This is a genomic window from Stenotrophomonas sp. 2YAF22 (assembly GCF_052114665.1).
GTDB classification, from domain to species: Bacteria; Pseudomonadota; Gammaproteobacteria; order Xanthomonadales; family Xanthomonadaceae; genus Stenotrophomonas; species Stenotrophomonas indicatrix.
In genome coordinates this window covers 1-2,043 of the sequence record NZ_JBFRFE010000697.1, presented here as the reverse complement: position 1 = coordinate 2,043, position 2,043 = coordinate 1, and the positions used below count along the sequence as shown (strand labels likewise).

Genomic DNA, 2,043 nt, shown 5'->3' with positions numbered 1-2,043 from the left:
GGCTCGCGAGCGGCGCGTTGGGCATCGGCCTGCAGGATCTGCAAGCGCAGCGAATCGTGTCCGGCGCCGGCGTCGCGGTTGCATAGACCGGCCATCAACAGCAGCAAGGCAAGCATCGGCATGGCACGGTGCTCCGGAGAAGGGAGTCCAGCGTTGCACCGTGGCCTGCGCTGTGAAATCGGCATGCGACGAAGACCGGAAAAGCGCGTGCCAAGTGCCGTCTGCAAGGATGAATCCGGGCCGCAAAAAAAAGGGCCGCCCAATCGGACGGCCTGTTGCAACGCCCAGTGCAGACGGGGCGCGTCATCCATGCAGGAACTGTGGCCGGGAAGCCGAAGTCAGGTCCTGCGCTGGATGGGGTGGATCAGGGAACCTGGCAGCAGACGCGTCCGCCGCTCCAGCGGCCGTTGCCGCCGTAAGGACAGCCCGGCGTGTACTCACAGCCCGGTGCGAACCCGGCCTTGGCCGGGGTGGTCGCGAAGGCCTGCGCGGCGCCGAATGACATGGCGGCCACGACAACGATGCCGGCAATGGACGAGAACAGCTTCTTCTTTCCGATCATCTGTATCTCCTTTGCAGAGCTTCGAGGCGGGTTACATGGGATCGCAGCAGGCCAGCAGGCCGTGGGAGCCTGCGTTGCCATAGGGGCAGCTCGGATGTTCCTTGCAGCCCGGCGCGAAGCCGGTCTTCACCGGAGTGGCGAAGGCCTGCGCGGCACCGAATGACATGGCGGCCACCACGACGAGGCCGGCAATGGACGAGAACAGCTTCTTCTTTCCGATCATGTGTATCTCCTTGGAATGGCGATGGAACATGAAGTCACCGCGTGCGGGGCGGTGTCGAAGCGGGATCAGTTGGCGACGCAGCAGATGCGCGTGCCGCCGGCGCGGCCATTGCCGCCGAACATGCATCCGGGGGTATCCACGCACCCTGGGGCGAAGCCGGTCTTCACCGGTGTGGCGAAGGCCTGTGCGGCACCGAATGACATTGCAGCAACGATGACGATACCGGCGACGGACGAGAACAGCGTTTTCTTCCCGATCATGTGTATCTCCTTCAGTTGGTGTGGCTTCCCGGATTCATTGCCTTGGCGACGGCCTGTACCGTCTCTGTGTCGAGCTGGCCGACATGCTTGTAGGCGACGCTGCCATCTGCGGCGAGCACCATCAGCATCGGTGTCAGCGTGGCGCGATAGCGTTTGGAGACTTCGCCCTGATCGTCRACGGCGATAGGGAACGCCAGCGCGTGCTTGCCGGCGTACTCGGCAAGCTGGTCATACGGTGGCAGGCCGACGCCCACAAGTTCGGCGCTGCCGCGTGCAGCCGCGATCTGCTGCAGCTGTGGCACCGAGGCCAGGCAGTAGCGGCAGGCAGTAGAGAAGAAGTAGAGGATCTGCGGAACGGCGCGTGCGCCGCCGATATTGACATGGGCCTGCTGCGTCGTCCGCAGCGTCAACAGTTCAGGTCGGGTGCCGGTTGCAAGGCCATGCGCATCCAGCTGGGTCTGCTGCAGCTGTGCCGCCATTTGTTCATTGACCTGCCGCAACTGGCGGTTCTGCCAGGAAAGCATGATGACCAGTGCGGCCAGCAGCAGGGCGACTACGGGAAACAGTGCACGCTTGAGCATCGATCATCCTTGAACGCCGCGTTGCATTGACCATACCGGAAACAGCAGCAGGAATGTCAAGCTTTTGTATCATCGGTGACGCAGTTCCCAAACCACAGGACACAACCATGAGTGACCATGCTCCCGTTTCCCGGCCGAACCCGATCATCGACCTGCTGTTCGGTGGCAACATGCTGGAAGGCACGTTCAAGGCCGTGGTGTGGGTAGCGTTGCTGTCCGCGGTTCTGGCCTGGACAACCTTCCGCTGACGGAATGCTCAGGCGGCGGTGAAGGCCTGCCGCAGGCTGCGCAGCGTTGCCTGCCGATACTCGGCTGCACACGGCTCACCCATCTCCAGTTCCTGCAGGCGCAGACCGACCAAGGTCATCGACAGCGCATATCCGCGCGCAGCATCGGCAGCGCGTGACAGGCCAAGTG

Annotated in this window: 5 protein-coding genes; 1 reads left to right on the top strand and 4 read right to left on the bottom strand. The window is 63.4% G+C overall.

The window, feature by feature from the left end:
* Positions 1 to 364 precede the first annotated feature (364 nt).
* The 4 genes from AB4Y84_RS20075 to AB4Y84_RS20060 form a co-directional block, all read right to left on the bottom strand.
* A complete protein-coding gene (locus AB4Y84_RS20075) occupies positions 365 to 562 on the bottom strand; it encodes a hypothetical protein (protein WP_093817838.1) in 198 nt (65 codons plus the stop codon).
* Positions 563 to 593: 31 nt separating this feature from the next.
* Complete coding sequence (locus AB4Y84_RS20070; protein WP_093817839.1) at positions 594 to 785, bottom strand: hypothetical protein; 192 nt, start codon at positions 783 to 785, stop codon at positions 594 to 596.
* Between the two features lie 65 nt (positions 786 to 850).
* Positions 851 to 1,045 (bottom strand): hypothetical protein, encoded by a 195-nt coding sequence (locus tag AB4Y84_RS20065; RefSeq protein WP_025875233.1) that lies wholly within the window; start codon positions 1,043 to 1,045, stop codon positions 851 to 853.
* Positions 1,046 to 1,056: 11 nt separating this feature from the next.
* On the bottom strand, positions 1,057 to 1,626 hold the full coding sequence (locus AB4Y84_RS20060) for a TlpA family protein disulfide reductase (RefSeq protein WP_442243713.1): 570 nt from the start codon (positions 1,624 to 1,626) through the stop codon (positions 1,057 to 1,059).
* Between the two features lie 107 nt (positions 1,627 to 1,733).
* Here AB4Y84_RS20060 and AB4Y84_RS20055 point away from each other — a divergent pair, with 107 nt between their 5' ends.
* Positions 1,734 to 1,874 (top strand): hypothetical protein, encoded by a 141-nt coding sequence (locus tag AB4Y84_RS20055; protein WP_165780968.1) that lies wholly within the window; start codon positions 1,734 to 1,736, stop codon positions 1,872 to 1,874.
* Positions 1,875 to 2,043 lie beyond the last annotated feature (169 nt).

Excerpts from the sequence above, each read along its gene's own strand:
- AB4Y84_RS20075 (WP_093817838.1), bottom strand. The coding sequence starts at position 562 with ATGATCGGAAAGAAGAAGCTGTTCTCGTCCATTGCCGGCATCGTTGTC.
- AB4Y84_RS20070 (WP_093817839.1), bottom strand. The coding sequence starts at position 785 with ATGATCGGAAAGAAGAAGCTGTTCTCGTCCATTGCCGGCCTCGTCGTG.
- AB4Y84_RS20065 (WP_025875233.1), bottom strand. The coding sequence starts at position 1,045 with ATGATCGGGAAGAAAACGCTGTTCTCGTCCGTCGCCGGTATCGTCATC.
- AB4Y84_RS20055 (WP_165780968.1), top strand. The coding sequence starts at position 1,734 with ATGAGTGACCATGCTCCCGTTTCCCGGCCGAACCCGATCATCGACCTG.